This window comes from Herbaspirillum sp. NPDC101397 (assembly GCF_044767325.1).
Classification (GTDB): Bacteria; Pseudomonadota; Gammaproteobacteria; order Burkholderiales; family Burkholderiaceae_D; genus Herbaspirillum.
This window is the reverse complement of record NZ_JBIWNS010000007.1, coordinates 57,741-73,113: the sequence shown is the minus strand read 5'-3', so window position 1 is coordinate 73,113 and position 15,373 is coordinate 57,741. Positions and strand designations below refer to the sequence as shown.

9 protein-coding genes and 1 tRNA gene are annotated in these 15,373 nt (G+C 57.4%); all 10 read left to right on the top strand.

The genetic code is table 11. The features are described from left to right. The first annotated feature begins 89 nt into the window (after positions 1-89). A tRNA-Trp gene (locus ACIROW_RS17670) sits at positions 90-165 on the top strand. 35 nt (positions 166-200) lie between these two features. Next, positions 201-581, top strand: a complete 381-nt coding sequence (gene secE / locus ACIROW_RS17665; RefSeq protein ID WP_016836053.1) for a preprotein translocase subunit SecE — start codon at positions 201-203, stop codon at positions 579-581. Positions 582-583: 2 nt separating this feature from the next. After that, on the top strand, positions 584-1,174 hold the full coding sequence (nusG, locus tag ACIROW_RS17660) for a transcription termination/antitermination protein NusG (protein WP_029363887.1): 591 nt from the start codon (positions 584-586) through the stop codon (positions 1,172-1,174). A gap of 135 nt (positions 1,175-1,309) precedes the next feature. Further along, the gene (gene rplK, locus ACIROW_RS17655; RefSeq protein ID WP_007875265.1) at positions 1,310-1,741 is read left to right on the top strand and encodes a 50S ribosomal protein L11; all 432 of its coding nucleotides are present in this window, start codon (positions 1,310-1,312) and stop codon (positions 1,739-1,741) included. After that, a complete protein-coding gene (gene rplA, locus ACIROW_RS17650) occupies positions 1,741-2,436 on the top strand; it encodes a 50S ribosomal protein L1 (RefSeq protein WP_402277764.1) in 696 nt (231 codons plus the stop codon). The genes rplK and rplA overlap by 1 nt, the downstream gene beginning before the upstream one ends. 325 nt (positions 2,437-2,761) lie before the next feature. Next, positions 2,762-3,259, top strand: coding sequence for a 50S ribosomal protein L10 (gene rplJ, locus ACIROW_RS17645; protein ID WP_094565773.1), 498 nt, complete (start codon positions 2,762-2,764; stop codon positions 3,257-3,259). Positions 3,260-3,358: 99 nt separating this feature from the next. After that, on the top strand, positions 3,359-3,736 hold the full coding sequence (gene rplL / locus ACIROW_RS17640) for a 50S ribosomal protein L7/L12 (protein WP_402277763.1): 378 nt from the start codon (positions 3,359-3,361) through the stop codon (positions 3,734-3,736). A gap of 335 nt (positions 3,737-4,071) precedes the next feature. Then, on the top strand, positions 4,072-8,178 hold the full coding sequence (gene rpoB, locus ACIROW_RS17635; protein ID WP_402277762.1) for a DNA-directed RNA polymerase subunit beta: 4,107 nt from the start codon (positions 4,072-4,074) through the stop codon (positions 8,176-8,178). Positions 8,179-8,466: 288 nt separating this feature from the next. Next, the gene (gene rpoC, locus ACIROW_RS17630) at positions 8,467-12,705 is read left to right on the top strand and encodes a DNA-directed RNA polymerase subunit beta' (protein ID WP_402277761.1); all 4,239 of its coding nucleotides are present in this window, start codon (positions 8,467-8,469) and stop codon (positions 12,703-12,705) included. A 414-nt stretch (positions 12,706-13,119) separates the two neighbouring features. Next, on the top strand, positions 13,120-15,372 hold the full coding sequence (locus ACIROW_RS17625; RefSeq protein ID WP_402277760.1) for a TonB-dependent hemoglobin/transferrin/lactoferrin family receptor: 2,253 nt from the start codon (positions 13,120-13,122) through the stop codon (positions 15,370-15,372). Position 15,373 lies beyond the last annotated feature (1 nt).

Genomic DNA, 15,373 nt, shown 5'->3' with positions numbered 1-15,373 from the left:
ATTCGGGAAATTCCCGCCTCGCGGCGTTGATGTCTGAGCGGCAAGCATAAGTTGGCTGGCCAAGCCGTTCAGATCAGTGTTTTGATCGTAGGGGTGTAGCTCAATTGGCAGAGCGCCGGTCTCCAAAACCGGAGGTTGGGGGTTCGATGCCCTCCGCCCCTGCCACCGATTCAGGTGAGTAGGGTACTGAAAGTAAATAAATGTCTAACCAGCCTGTACAAACCGTCAATACATCAAGCGACAAGCTCAAGGTTGCCCTGGCAATCGTAGCGGTCATCGCGGGTGTGGTCGGTTTTTTTGTGTTGTCGGGTCAATCGACTCCGGTGCGCGCACTGGCCCTGGTGGCCGGCTTGCTGGTGGCGGTAGGTTTCGCCTGGACATCTTCGCAGGGTCGCGGTTTCGTCGGCTTTGCCAAAGAATCGGTACGTGAAACCAAAAAAGTTGTCTGGCCTACCCGCAAGGAAGCGACGCAGATCACGGCGATCGTGTTCGCCTTCGTGCTGATCATGGCGATCTTCCTCTGGGGTACGGACAAGTTGCTCGAATTCCTGTTGTATGACGTAATTTTGGGCTGGAAATAAAAATGAGCGATAGCACACAAGACAGCGCACCGATTGGTGCGCAAAGCGTTTCAAGCGCAAGTAAAAAGCGCTGGTACGTTGTGCATGCCTATTCCGGCATGGAAAAGAGTGTGCAGCGTGCACTGACCGAGCGCATCGTCCGCGCCGGCATGGAAGAACAGTTCGGCCAGATCCTGGTGCCGACAGAAGAAGTCGTGGACATGAAAAATGGCCACAAGTCGGTGACCGAGCGTCGTTTCTTCCCGGGCTACGTCCTGGTTGAGATGGAAATGACGGACGAAACCTGGCATCTGGTGAAAAACACCAGCAAGGTGACCGGTTTCATCGGCGGCAAGTCCAATCGCCCGACGCCGATTCCGCCGCATGAAGTCGACAAGATCATGCAGCAAATGCAGGACGGCATCGAAAAGCCGCGTCCAAAGGTCTTGTACGAAGTGGGCGAGCTGGTTCGCATCAAGGATGGTCCTTTTACCGATTTCAACGGCAACGTGGAAGAAGTGAATTACGAAAAATCCCGCGTGCGCGTCTCCGTGACCATTTTCGGTCGTGCAACACCGGTCGAACTCGAGTTCGGCCAAGTCGAAAAAGTCTAAGCAGCACAAGTCAAGCGCCCGCAGGAGCGCGGCGAAATGCAAGTTTCCCCAAATCCTGCAGCAGCAGAGGAGCCTCAGTAAAACGCCGCAAGGCAGATGAACAGGCGCTAACACTCAATCAACGTAGGAGCCATCATGGCAAAGAAAATCATCGGTTTTATCAAGCTGCAAGTGCCAGCTGGTAAAGCAAATCCATCCCCACCGATCGGCCCTGCGCTGGGTCAGCGCGGTCTGAACATCATGGAATTCTGTAAGGCATTCAATGCCCAGACTCAAGGCGTCGAGCCAGGTCTGCCGATTCCAGTCGTGATCACTGCATTTGCGGACAAGTCCTTCACCTTCGTGATGAAGACTCCTCCAGCAACCATCCTGATCAAGAAGGCTGCCGGTATTCAAAAGGGTTCTGCCAAGCCGCATACAGACAAGGTTGGCAAGATCACTCGTAAACAAGCGGAAGAAATCGCTACCCAGAAGAAGCCGGATCTTACCGCTGCTGATCTGGAAGCGGCTGTGCGCACCATCGCTGGTTCGGCACGTTCCATGGGCATCACGGTGGAGGGTCTGTAATGGCTAAGTTGACAAAACGCGCTAAGGCGCAAGAAGGCAAGATCGATAGCACCAAGGCTTATCCTTTCGATAACGCACTGGCGCTGATCAAGGAATTCGCAACAGCGAAGTTCAACGAATCGATCGACGTGTCCGTCCAGCTGGGCGTTGATGCGAAGAAGTCGGACCAAGTGGTCCGCGGTTCCGTGGTGTTGCCGGCTGGTACAGGCAAGACCGTCCGCGTCGCCGTGTTCGCTTCGGGTGAAAAGGCTGAACAAGCTAAAGCAGCTGGCGCAGACGTCGTCGGTATGGAAGACCTGGCTGAACAAGTCAAGGCCGGCAACATGCCGTTCGACATCGTGATCGCTTCGCCGGACACCATGCGTATCGTCGGTACCCTGGGTCAGATCCTGGGCCCACGCGGCCTGATGCCTAACCCGAAGGTCGGCACCGTGACTCCTGACGTTGCTACCGCCGTCAAGAACGCCAAGGCTGGTCAAGTGCAATACCGTACCGACAAGGCCGGCATTATTCACGCCACCATCGGTCGCAAGTCGTTCAGCGACGCAGATCTGAAGTCGAATCTGGTTGCGCTGATCGATGCGCTGAACAAGGCCAAGCCTGCCACCAGCAAGGGTGTTTACCTGCGCAAGGTGTCGCTGTCGTCCACCATGGGCGCTGGCGTCCGCGTGGATCAATCGACCCTGTCGGCTTAAGTAAAGAATCAAGTCCTCGTTTCCTCACGGAAGCGGGGCGCATCTTTGGGCTGGAGCATTTTGCAATTGTGAAGTGCTCCAGGCAATCAAAGACCGTTGGGCGGCGTGCAGCAGGCAGGCACAAAGTTAAAACGCCGGAAACTTCCGTTTCCGGTTACCCAGCGCAGATGGTGACCCCGAACAAGTTTTGCAGTCTCACACAGCGTTTCATGTTTCACGAAGCGTTGCACTGAACTCCTAACGTCGGACGCCGTGTTCGAACCGATGTAAGGCAAGCAGGTTTTTCGCCTGTGTCGTCGCCAAGCATCATTTTTGGAGGTTGATCTTGAGTCTCAATCTGAATGACAAAAAGGCCGTTGTCGCCGAAGTCGCCGCAAAAGTAGCAACTGCGCAGACTATCGTCGTGGCCGAATACCGTGGCATCCAGGTTGGTCACTTGACGCAACTGCGCGCCAAAGCGCGTGACCAGGGCGTGTACCTGCGCGTGTTGAAAAACACACTCGCACGTCGTGCCGTTGAAGGTTCCGCGTTTGCTGACCTCGCTTCTGAAATGACCGGCCCGCTGATCTATTCGATCTCGGAAGATGCCGTTGCTGCAGCTAAAGTCATCTCTGACTTTGCTAAGACCAACGACAAGCTGGTTGTCAAGGCAGGTAACTATGCAGGCAAGCCGCTGGATAAGGCTGCTGTGACTGCATTGGCAAATATCCCGTCCCGCGAAGTTCTGCTGGCCCAATTGCTGGGCATGATGCAGGTTCCGGTTGCTGGTTTTGCGCGTGGTCTGGCTGCTCTGGCAGCCAAGAAAGAAGCCGAAGCAGCTTAAGAACGCCGGCCGCAGCAATGTGGCGGTGGTTCGTGAGCGCTTTGACCTCTGCGTCAGTACCGATTAGATGTTATTACCGAAATAAATTAGGAGTTTCAAATGGCAATTAGCAAAGACGATATCTTGGAAGCCGTAGGCGCCTTGACCGTGTTGGAATTGAATGACCTGGTGAAGGCATTCGAAGAAAAGTTCGGCGTTTCCGCCGCAGCAATGGCTGTCGCTGGTCCTGCTGGTGGTGGCGCTGGCGCCGCTGCTGCTGAAGAGCAAACTGAGTTCACCGTTGTTCTGTCCGAAGTCGGCGCGAACAAGGTTGGCGTCATTAAGGCAGTTCGCGAAATCACCGGTCTGGGCTTGAAAGAAGCCAAGGATCTGGTTGACGGCGCACCGAAGCCAGTTAAAGAAGGCATCGCCAAGGCAGACGCCGAAGCAGCCAAGAAGAAGCTGGAAGAAGCTGGCGCGAAAGCTGAACTCAAGTAAGTTTTACTTGAGCTGGAATATCGCCGGTTCGCCGGCGCATCGTTCCACCGGAGTCAAAGTGCAGAATCCTTTGAAAGAAGGATTCGGCTTTGGCTCCTTTGTCGTTTCGTAATTTTGTATGTGAATTTGAGTCCGATTCGAATTTGCGTCGAATTCAAGTTCGTTAATGGTCAGCAGTTTCTTGCCAGCTTCGCCGGTGAAGCAAGAGAAGGCGCCAACCAAGACTGAAGGGCTGAGACTTGAGGTTTCGCTGCTAACGGGTTGCAGCAACAAGGCAACAAGCAATCCGGGCGAGTCCTGAACTCTCTATCCTTCCTGTCACTCACGGAGTGTCCATGCACTACTCATTTACTGAGAAGAAGCGTATTCGTAAATCCTTTGCGAAACGCGCTAACGTCCACAACGTTCCGTTCCTGCTAGCGACTCAGATCGAGTCATACCAGACATTCTTGCAGACGGACAAAACAACGTCCCAACGCAAGAACGAAGGTCTGCAATCGGCCTTTACATCGATTTTCCCTATCGTTTCGCACAATGGTTTTGCGCGTCTCGAGTTCCTGTCCTATGTGTTGGGCGCGCCGCCGTTCGACGTCAAGGAATGCCAACAACGTGGCCTGACCTTCGCGTCGCCGCTGCGTGCCAAAGTACGTCTGGTGATCCTGGACAAGGAATCGCCGACCAAGCCGGTCATCAAGGAAATGAAGGAACAGGAAGTCTACATGGGCGAATTGCCGCTCATGACGACGACCGGTTCGTTCGTCATCAACGGCACTGAGCGCGTCATCGTGTCGCAGCTGCACCGTTCGCCTGGCGTGTTCTTTGAACATGACCGTGGCAAGACTCACTCGTCCGGCAAGCTGTTGTTCTCCGCTCGTATCATTCCTTACCGCGGTTCGTGGCTGGACTTTGAATTCGATCCGAAGGACATCCTGTTCTTCCGCGTCGACCGTCGCCGCAAGATGCCGGTAACGATCCTGCTCAAGGCCATCGGCATGACGTCCGAACAGATCCTGGCGAACTTCTTCGTGTTCGACAACTTCACGCTGCACGCTGAAGGCGCCGAGATGGAATTCGTCTCGGAGCGTCTGCGTGGTGAAGTTGCGCGTTTCGACATTCTCGACAAGTCCGGCAAGCCGCTGGTCGCGAAAGACAAGCGTATCAACGCCAAGCACGTGCGTGACATCGAAGCTGCAGGCATCAAGCAAATTTCCGTGCCGGAAGACTATCTGCTGGGCCGCGTATTGGCGAAGAACATCGTCGACGGCGACACAGGTGAAGTCATTGCCTCGGCCAACGACGAGCTGACGGAAGAACTGCTGGCTCGCCTGCGCGAAGCAGACATCGACGCTATTCAGACGCTGTACACCAACGACCTGGATCAGGGTGGTTACATCTCGCAAACATTGCGCACCGACGACACAGCGGATCAGACTGCTGCGCGCGTGGCAATCTATCGCATGATGCGTCCTGGCGAACCGCCGACCGAAGACTCGGTGGAAGCGCTGTTCAACGGCCTGTTCTACAGCGAAGACCGTTACGACCTGTCGGCAGTCGGCCGCATGAAGTTCAACCGCCGTATCGGTCGTGATGAACTGACCGGCGCCATGACGTTGTCGAACGAAGACATCCTGGCCGTGATCAAGATCTTGGTGGAACTGCGCAATGGCCGCGGCGAAGTCGATGACATCGATCACTTGGGTAACCGTCGCGTCCGTTGCGTCGGCGAACTGGCGGAGAATCAATTCCGCGCCGGTCTGGTCCGCGTTGAGCGCGCCGTCAAGGAACGCCTCGGCCAAGCCGAAGCGGACAACCTGATGCCGCATGACCTGATCAACTCGAAGCCGATCTCGGCAGCGATCCGCGAATTCTTCGGTTCGTCGCAGTTGTCGCAGTTTATGGATCAAACCAACCCGCTGTCGGAAATCACGCACAAACGCCGTGTTTCCGCCCTGGGACCTGGTGGTCTGACCCGCGAACGCGCCGGCTTTGAAGTCCGCGACGTGCACCCGACCCACTATGGCCGCGTGTGCCCGATCGAAACGCCTGAAGGCCCGAACATCGGTCTGATCAACTCGCTGGCGCTGTATGCGCGCCTGAATGAATACGGCTTCCTGGAAACCCCATACCGCAAGGTTGAGGGCAGCAAGGTTACCAACCAGATCGACTATCTGTCGGCAATCGAAGAAGGCCGCTACATCATCGCTCAGGCGAATGCGACCATCGACGCCTCGCTGAAGCTGTCCGATGAACTGGTCTCGGCGCGTGAAGCCGGCGAAACCATTCTGGTCTCGCCAGAGCGCGTCCAATACATGGACGTGGCCCCAGGCCAGGTCGTGTCGGTGGCGGCATCGCTGATTCCGTTCCTCGAACACGATGATGCGAACCGCGCATTGATGGGCGCCAACATGCAACGCCAGGCTGTGCCTTGCCTGCGTCCGGAAAAGCCGCTGGTCGGCACCGGTATCGAGCGTACCGTTGCAGTTGACTCCGGTACGACCGTGCAAGCGCTGCGTGGCGGTATCGTCGATTACGTCGATGCAGGCCGTGTGGTGATCCGCGTGAACGATGAAGAAGCCCAGGCTGGTGAAGTCGGCGTCGACATCTACAACCTGATCAAGTACACACGTTCGAACCAGAACACCAACATCAACCAGCGTCCTATCGTCAAGGTTGGCGACCGTGTTGCCAAGCATGACGTGATCGCCGACGGCGCATCGACCGACCTGGGCGAACTGGCTCTGGGTCAGAACATGCTGGTGGCGTTCATGCCATGGAACGGCTACAACTTCGAAGATTCGATCCTGATCTCCGAAAAAGTCGTGGCTGACGACCGCTACACCTCGATCCACATTGAAGAGTTGTCGGTTGTTGCACGTGACACCAAGCTCGGCGCGGAAGAAATCACCCGCGATATTTCGAACCTGGCGGAAAACCAACTGGCGCGTCTGGACGAGTCCGGCATCACCTACATCGGTGCTGAAGTCGAAGCCGGCGATACGCTGGTCGGTAAAGTGACGCCAAAGGGCGAAACCCAGCTGACACCGGAAGAAAAGCTGCTGCGCGCGATCTTCGGTGAAAAGGCTTCGGACGTTAAGGACACCTCGCTGCGTGTGCCTTCGGGCATGGTCGGCACCGTCATCGACGTGCAAGTGTTTACCCGCGAAGGCATCCAACGCGACAAGCGCGCACAACAGATCATCGACGATGAACTGAAGCGCTATCGCCTGGACCTGAACGACCAGTTGCGTATCGTTGAAGGCGATGCCTTCCAGCGTCTGGAAAAGATGTTGATCGGCAAGGTCGCCAACGGCGGTCCGAAGAAGCTGTCGAAGGGCACCAAGCTGGACAAGGCGTACCTGGACGATCTGGACAAGTACCACTGGTTCGACATCCGTCCTGCGGATGACGACATGGCGACTGCACTGGAAGCGATCAAGGAATCGATCGCCGAAAAGCGTCACCAGTTCGATCTGGCGTTTGAAGAAAAACGCAAGAAGCTGACACAAGGCGACGAGCTGCCGCCGGGCGTGCAAAAGATGGTCAAGGTTTACCTGGCCGTGAAGCGCCGCCTGCAACCAGGCGACAAGATGGCGGGTCGTCACGGTAACAAGGGTGTGGTTTCGCGCATTCTGCCGATCGAAGACATGCCGCACATGGCCGACGGTACACCAGCCGACATCGTGCTGAACCCGCTGGGCGTGCCATCGCGCATGAACGTCGGTCAGGTTCTCGAAGTCCATCTGGGCTGGGCAGCCAAGGGTCTGGGCCTGCGCATCGGCGAAATGCTGACCGCACAGGTGAAGATCGCTGAGCTGCGCAAGTTCCTGACGACCATCTACAACGAATCGGGCAAGAAGGAAGCGCTCGACGAGTTCAGTGATGAGGAAATCCTGGAACTGGCATCCAACCTGAAGAAGGGCGTTCCGTTCGCCACGCCGGTGTTTGACGGCGCGCACGAAGACGAAACCCGTCGCATGCTGGATCTGGCGTACCCGGATCACATCGCCAAGCAACTGGGCATGACGCCGTCGAAGAATCAGGTCACCATGTATGACGGCCGTACCGGCGAAGCTTTCGAGCGCACCGTCACTGTCGGCTACATGCACTACCTGAAGCTGCATCACTTGGTTGATGACAAGATGCATGCACGTTCGACCGGTCCTTACTCGCTGGTTACTCAGCAGCCTCTGGGCGGTAAGGCGCAGTTCGGCGGTCAACGCTTCGGTGAAATGGAAGTCTGGGCATTGGAAGCCTACGGCGCATCGTATGTGCTGCAGGAAATGCTGACCGTGAAGTCCGATGACGTGAACGGCCGTACCAAGGTTTATGAAAACCTGGTCAAGGGCGACCACGTGATCGACGCCGGCATGCCGGAGTCCTTCAACGTGCTGGTCAAGGAAATCCGTTCGCTCGGTATCGACATCGATCTCGAACGCGACTGATGTTCCCAAGGGCAAGGCGGCGTGGCCGTCTTGCCCTGTTTCATCGTCTGATCCTGCCGCCGGCAACAACGGCGGCAACGCAGTAAAGTAAAGCAATACAGCAGTTCAGCAAGCAGCTACAAGCAATTGTAAGCAGTCAAGGACGACCAAGTCTGTCCCGGTACATGCGGAACCCGGCGCAAGCCACGGCTCTCCCGCAGGTGCGAACAGGGTGTGCGCAGATTGTGGTGCGGCCGTCTCGATATACATAGCATTACCTAGCGTTCTCACGCCAACCTGGAGTGATACATGAAAGCACTGCTCGATCTATTCAAGCAAGTTCAGCAAAACGAACAATTCGACGCGATCAAAATTGGTCTGGCGTCCCCGGAAAAAATCCGTTCGTGGTCCTACGGCGAAGTAAAAAAGCCGGAAACCATCAACTACCGTACTTTCAAGCCTGAGCGCGACGGTCTGTTCTGCGCCAAGATCTTTGGCCCGATCAAAGACTACGAATGCCTCTGCGGCAAGTACAAGCGCCTCAAGCACCGCGGCGTCATCTGCGAAAAATGCGGCGTTGAAGTCACGCTGGCCAAGGTGCGTCGTGAACGCATGGGCCACATCGAACTGGCTTCGCCAACTGCGCACATCTGGTTCCTGAAATCGCTGCCGTCGCGTCTGGGCATGGTCCTCGACATGACCCTGCGGGACATCGAACGCGTGTTGTACTTCGAAGCCTACGTCGTGACCGATCCAGGCATGACTCCGCTGAAGAAGTGCCAAATCATGTCGGAAGACGACTACGCCGCCAAGTACGAAGAGTACGGCGACGACTTCACCGCATTCATGGGCGCCGAAGGCATCCGTGAACTGCTGCGCTCGATTGACATCGACCGCGATGCAGAAACTCTGCGCGTGGAACTGAAAGAATCGAAGTCCGAAGCCAAGATCAAGAAATACGCCAAGCGCCTGAAAGTGCTGGAAGCGTTCCAACGCTCGGGCATCAAGCCTGACTGGATGATCATGGAAGTGCTGCCGGTGCTGCCACCGGAATTGCGCCCACTGGTCCCGCTGGACGGCGGCCGTTTTGCGACCTCCGATCTGAACGATCTGTATCGCCGCGTCATCAATCGTAACAACCGTCTGAAGCGTCTGATGGAATTGCGCGCTCCGGAAATCATCACGCGCAACGAAAAGCGCATGCTGCAGGAAGCGGTTGACTCGCTGCTGGACAACGGCCGTCGCGGTAAGGCGATGACCGGCGCCAACAAGCGTCCGCTGAAGTCGCTGGCCGAAATGATCAAGGGCAAGGGCGGTCGTTTCCGTCAAAACTTGCTGGGCAAACGCGTCGACTACTCCGGCCGTTCCGTCATTGTGGTGGGTCCGCAGCTCAAGTTGCATCAGTGCGGTCTGCCGAAGCTGATGGCGCTGGAACTGTTCAAGCCGTTCATCTTCAACAAGCTGGAATTGATGGGTCTGGCAACGACCATCAAGGCAGCCAAGAAGCTGGTCGAAATTCAAGAGCCGGTCGTCTGGGACATCCTGGAAGACGTGATCCGCGAACATCCGGTCATGCTGAACCGCGCGCCGACGTTGCACCGTCTGGGTATCCAGGCGTTCGAGCCGGTCCTGATCGAAGGCAAGGCGATCCAGCTGCATCCGCTGGTGTGCGCCGCGTTCAACGCCGACTTTGACGGCGACCAGATGGCGGTCCACGTTCCACTGTCAATCGAAGCACAGATGGAAGCGCGTACGCTGATGCTGGCGTCGAACAACATTCTGTTCCCATCGAACGGCGAACCGTCGATCGTGCCGTCCCAGGATATCGTGCTGGGTCTGTACTACGCGACCCGTGAAGCGATCAACGCCAAGAACGAAGGCATGTTGTTCCAGGACGTCTCGGAAGTCATCCGTGCGTACGACAACAAGGAAGTCGAACTGGCTACCCGCGTCACCGTGCGTATCGTCGAAAATCCAAAGGATCCGGTCACCGGCGAATTCGTGCGTACCGTCAAGCGTTACGAAACGACTGTCGGCCGTGCCATCCTGTCGGAAATTCTGCCGAAGGGCCTGCCATTCTCCGTGCTGAACCGCGCGTTGAAGAAGAAGGAAATTTCGAAGCTGATTAATACTTCGTTCCGCAAGTGTGGTCTGCGCGCAACCGTTGTGTTCGCCGACCAGCTGATGCAATCGGGCTTCCGCCTGGCGACACGCGCCGGTATCTCGATTTGCGTGGACGACATGCTGGTGCCGCCACAAAAGGCGACCATCATTGCGACTGCAGAACAAGAAGTGAAGCAGATCGAACAGCAATACTCGTCCGGTCTGGTTACCGCCGGCGAACGCTACAACAAGGTTGTGGACATCTGGGGCAAGGCCGGCGACGACGTCGGCAAGGCCATGATGGACCAGCTGAAGGTCGAAGACGTGGTCCGCCGCGACGGCACCAAGGGCACGCAAGAGTCGTTCAACGCAATTTACATGATGGCCGACTCCGGCGCCCGCGGTTCCGCAGCGCAGATTCGTCAGCTGGCAGGTATGCGTGGTCTGATGGCGAAACCGGACGGTTCGATTATCGAAACGCCGATTACCGCGAACTTCCGCGAAGGCCTGAACGTGTTGCAGTACTTCATCTCGACGCACGGTGCCCGTAAGGGTCTGGCCGATACCGCGCTGAAGACTGCGAACTCCGGTTACCTGACACGTCGTCTGGTTGACGTGACTCAGGATCTGGTCGTGATCGAAGATGATTGCGGTACGTCCAACGGCGCGTCCATGAAGGCAATGGTTGAAGGCGGCGAAGTCATTGAAGCGCTGCGCGACCGTATCCTCGGCCGCGTTGCAGCTACCGACATCATCAATCCGGAAACCCAGGCTACGCTGTACGAAGCCGGCACCCTGATGGATGAAGACACCGTTGAAGAAGTCGAACGCCTCGGCATCGACGAAGTCAAGGTTCGCACTCCGCTGACTTGCGACACGCGCTACGGCCTGTGCGCCAAGTGCTACGGTCGCGATCTGGGCCGCGGCGTGCTGGTCAACAGCGGCGAAGCAGTCGGCGTTATCGCTGCACAGTCGATTGGTGAGCCAGGTACTCAGCTGACCATGCGTACGTTCCACATCGGTGGCGCGGCATCGCGTGCAGCAGTGGCCTCGTCGGTGGAAGCCAAGTCGAACGGCACCATCCGCTTCACGGCGACCATGCGTTACGTCACCAACGGCAAGGGCGAGCTGATCGTCATTTCCCGTTCGGGCGAAGTGCTGATCACCGACGATCTCGGCCGTGAGCGTGAGCGTCATAAAGTACCGTACGGCGCGACCCTGATCGTCAAGGACGGCATGATCATCAAGGCCGGTACTGCACTGGCGACATGGGATCCGCTGACACGTCCGATCATCACCGAGTACACCGGTACCGTGAAGTTCGAAAACGTCGAAGAAGGTTCGACCGTCGCCAAGCAGATCGACGAAGTGACCGGTCTGTCGACACTGGTGGTTATCGATGCCAAGCGCCGCGGTTCGTCCGCTGCCAAGGTGTTACGTCCGCAGGTCAAGCTGCTGAACGAGCAAGGTGAAGAAGTCAAGATCGCCGGCACCGAACACGCAGTGACGATCGGCTTCCAGGTCGGCGCGCTGATTACTGTCAAGGACGGTCAGCAAGTGCACGTTGGTGAAGTGCTGGCACGTATCCCGACTGAATCGCAAAAGACACGTGATATTACCGGTGGTCTGCCGCGCGTTGCCGAACTGTTCGAAGCGCGTTCGCCGAAGGATGCCGGTATGCTGGCTGAAGTCACAGGTACTGTGGCGTTCGGTAAGGAAACCAAGGGCAAGCAACGTCTGGAAATCACCGACATGGACGGCGCCAAGCATGAGTTCCTGATCACCAAGGACAAGCAAGTCCTGGTGCATGACGGCCAGGTGGTGAACAAGGGCGAAATGATCGTCGACGGTCCTGCCGATCCGCAAGACATCCTGCGCCTGCTGGGTATCGAAGCGCTGGCGCGTTACATCGTCGACGAAGTTCAGGACGTGTACCGTTTGCAAGGCGTGAAGATCAACGACAAGCACATCGAAGTCATCGTGCGTCAGATGCTGCGTCGCGTGCAGGTTGTGGATCCGGGCGATACCAACTACATCACCGGCGAACAGGTCGAACGTTCCGAACTGCTGGACGAAAACGACCGCGTCAATGCAGAGACCAAGATCCCTGCAACGTACGAAAACGTCTTGCTGGGTATCACCAAGGCATCGCTGTCAACCGATTCGTTCATCTCGGCTGCATCGTTCCAGGAGACCACACGTGTCCTGACCGAAGCGGCGATCATGGGCAAGAAGGACGGCCTGCGCGGTCTGAAGGAAAACGTCATCGTTGGTCGTCTGATCCCGGCTGGTACCGGTCTGGCGTTCCACCGTGCACGCAAGGAAAAAGACGCATGGGAAGCCGACGAGCGCGCAGCGCTGTTGGAATCCGAGCGTGTGGCGCGTGTGACCGAAACCGAAGCGCATCCTGCCGAGACTTTCGGCGGTGCGGACGGCGAAGCGTGATGATGCAATAGCAGCGCATCTGCCCTGAAGGGTGGATACGTGGCAAAGAAGAGCGGCGTCGGAAGAAATTCCGGCGCCGTTTTTTTATGGACGGAAACATTGCAGCGCACTTGAGCGCGGGCTGTCATGTAGCGCCGTGTAAATGCTGACGAATCAACTTGAGATGATTCAGGTTTTGTCCTACAATCTTTGAATAAGAATTATTCTTATTAAAAATAATCCGCCTCAGGAATGCCCGACGGTACTCCCACCCGTTTCATCGGACCGGACGTCGGCCGTGACCAAAACAAAAACGACTCTGCGCGATCAACGTGTCGCGGTGCAGTCGCGGGGCAGGCAAAAATCTCGTACTAACATCCAGGTAGCCAGCTAGCAGCATGCCAGTAACCGAACTCACTCAGGGGAATGGTTATCATGAAGCTATGCAAGAAAAAACTGGTCTTGGCAACGGCTGTCGTACTGCAACAATGGGCCATGGCGCCCGCCACCGCGCAGCAAGCCACGCAGCAACTGGCGGCGCTGAATCGCCCGCTCGATGAAATCACCGTCACCGCCACGCGCGGCGTCGACAGTGACCTGAACCGGGTCGCCGCCACCGTTTCGGTGATCACCGCCGAAGAGCTCGAACAACAGAACGCCAAGGACATCAAGGATGCGCTGCGCTATGAACCGGGCGTGGAAGTGCGCCGTTCTGTATATCGCGTCGGCGGCGTGACCGGTGCGTCCGCCACGATGGGGCGGGGCGGCAACGAAGGCATCAATATCCGTGGCCTGGAAGGCAATCGCGTCATGTTGCTGGAAGACGGCGTGGCCTTGCCGCGTGCATTCAGCCAAGGCACATTGAGCGCCGGTCGTGGCGCCTACACCGATACCGACCTGTATCAGCGTATTGAAATCCTGCGCGGTCCGGCGTCATCCATGTACGGCAGCGATGGTCTGACCGGTGTGGTCAACTTCGTCACCAAAGACCCGCAGGATCTGCTCAACGTCTTCGGCAAGAGCAGCTACTTTGCGCTGCGTCCTTCCTATGATTCGAGCGACAGCAGCTATGGCGCTACCGGCACCATGGCCTTTGGAAATGATCGCGTGCAAGGCATGCTGGTGCTCAATGCGCGTCATGGCAATGAGACCGAAACCAAGGGCAGCGTCGGCGGCACCGGCGCCGCGCGCACGAAGGCCGATCCACTGACCTACAACAATCGCTCGGCGCTGGGCAAGCTGGTGTTCAAGATCGATCCGCGCAACCTCCTCAAGCTGAGTTTTGAAACGGTGGAAAACAAGTTGCGCGGCGACAGCCTGTCCGCCGTCGCCGCGCCGACGATCACCGGTTATCGGAGCACCAGCGACGTCAAGAGCAACAAGCTGCAACTGCAATTCGAGCATGACGACGTCGACAACCCGGTGTTCCAGAAATTGCGCGCCAACATTTACTACCGCGATTCGAAGACCAATCAATACTCCTTCGAAAACGGCGCTGCGCCGACGCGTCCTCGTTTCCGCGATATCACGTACCAGGACGACATCCTCGGCGGCGGCGTGCTGGCCGAGAGCGGCTTCAGCACCGGCATCGTCAAACACAAGATGACCTATGGCGTCGACCTCAGCGTGGCCAAGTTGCAGATGGCGGCATCCGGCACCGGCTGGACGACCTGCACCGGTACGCAATACTGCGAGTATTTCCCGAAAACCGAGTACAGCGTGTTCGGCGCCTACCTGCAGGACGACATGCGCATCGGCGCATTGAGCATCGTGCCGGGTCTGCGTTACGACGCCTACAAGATCAAGCCGGAAGCCAGCGCCAAGTACGACGCGCAGGCCGTCGCCAACGGCCAGCCGGCGTCGACCAGCAAGGACAGCGCATTCTCGCCGCGCCTGGCCTTCATCTACGAAGTCGCACCCGCATTTGCGCCGTACATCCAGTACGCCCGCGGGTTCCGTTCGCCGTCCCCGCACGAGGTGAACTCCTACTTCAACAACGCGTCGCAGGGCTATTCGCAAATCGCCAATCCGGCTCTCAAGCCGGAGACCAGCAATTCGTATGAAATCGGTTTCCGCGGCAAGCTGCCGACCTCAGCCGGCCTGTTCAGCTACAGTACCGCAGCCTATGCCGGCGAGTATCGCAACTTCATCGACTCGGTGTCGGTGGCAGGCGCAGGAACGGTACTCAACCCGACCATCTTCCAATACGTGAATGCAGCCAAGGCATCCATCCACGGCTTCGAGGGACGCCTCGACTGGCGTATGGAAAACGGTATCTCGCTGAAGAGCGGCTTCGCCTACACCAAGGGCACGACCACCGACCGGACGGGCAAGAAGACCGGGCTGGAGTCGGTGGCGCCATTGTCCGTGGTCGCCGGCGTGCGCTACGAGCCGAGCCAGGTGTGGTTCGTGCAGAGCGACGTGGTCTACAACGCCGCCAAGAAAAAGGAAGACATTGCGACGCCGACCAACTTCGTCTCGCCATCCTTCTTCGTCATGGATCTGAGCTCCGGCTATCGCTTCAGCAAGAACGCTGTGCTGTATGCCGGCATCCGCAACCTGTTCGACCGCAAGTACTGGAATTGGACCGACATCCGTGGTCTGTCGCTGGCCGACAGCGCCACCAACAAGGACGCCTACACAGAACCGGGCCGCAGCTTCAACGTCAGTATGAAGTTCGAATACTGAC